Origin of the sequence: Streptomyces sp. NPDC050211 (assembly GCF_040656035.1) — a bacterium.
Classification (GTDB): domain Bacteria; phylum Actinomycetota; class Actinomycetes; order Streptomycetales; family Streptomycetaceae; genus Streptomyces.
In genome coordinates this window covers 1-1,001 of record NZ_JBFALC010000192.1, presented here as the reverse complement: position 1 = coordinate 1,001, position 1,001 = coordinate 1, and the positions used below count along the sequence as shown (strand labels likewise).

Sequence of the window (1,001 nt, the reverse complement as noted above, 5' to 3'; positions counted from 1 at the left end):
GCCGCGCCCGGCCGCGCCATGGGGGTGCATCAGCTGGGAGGTGCACTCCTTGGCCCTCCGCGCCCGCATCGCCCCGGGGTCCGGGGCCCGGGCGACCTGCCGGCGCACGACGACGCCGGCCGCGCCCCGCGCGCCCCTCACCGCGATCTCGTCCGCCGGCCAGGCATAGGTGAGGCCGGCGCCGGTGGACCGGCCGTCCCTGACGATGCAGGCACCGCCGCAGGCCGTGCGCCAGACCAGCGAGATCCGCGGCACGCTCGCGTTACAGCAGGCGCAGAGCAGCCTCGCCCCGTGCCGGATGATCCCGCCGTGCTCCCGCCTCACGCCGGGCAGGACACCGGGAACGGTGCGCCGCACGATGTGGCCGTATCCGGCAAGCGCGCTGACGCCCTCCTGGATCCGGGCGCCCGCGCCGTCGTTCAGCGGCGCCAGCGGCGCCCCGGTGGCGATGGCCATGATCTTGTGGGTCTTCGTGGCGTGGGCCTCGCCCAGCGCGCCGCCGAAGATACGGAAGCCGCGGGCGTGGACGAAGACGGTGCGGCCCTGAACCGTGCCCCAGCCGGTGACCACACCGTCCGTGTACGGCTTGTCGCCCTGAAGAGCCAAGCCCCTCGCCCGGCGGCGGCGCAGCTGCCCGGCCTCCCAAAACGATGCGGCACCGCGCAGCAGGCCGGTCCGCTCCCGGGCGGCCGGCCTGCTGCTGGCGTGCCGCGCGGAGGCCGCCTTCGCGCCCGGCCCGGCCGCCGCCCGCGCCCGGATCTCGTGCGGCCCGGCCACGCGGGCGCGCCCGCCCGCCGGATCCGGTCCGGCCGGCGCCGCAGCAGTCGTCGCCATGTCTTGCCCCTTCCCGGACAAGGGGCGAGGAGGTCCCGCTCCGGGCCCGCGACCGCCATCCTAACAAACCAGGTGTGCGGTTTCTGGTGGGGGGCGGGAGAGATCTCGCGCCCCCGGCCGGCGTCAGCGCCAGCTGCCGGGCGCCGTGTAGGCGTCCGGCCGCGGCC

General features: G+C 77.3%; 1 protein-coding gene. It reads right to left on the bottom strand.

Going from position 1 to position 1,001, the window contains the following annotated elements:
* Nucleotides 1–834: carboxyl transferase domain-containing protein (locus AB0I98_RS49940; RefSeq protein ID WP_362953194.1), on the bottom strand; the 834-nt coding region annotated here is incomplete at its 3' end.
* Nucleotides 835–1,001 lie beyond the last annotated feature (167 nt).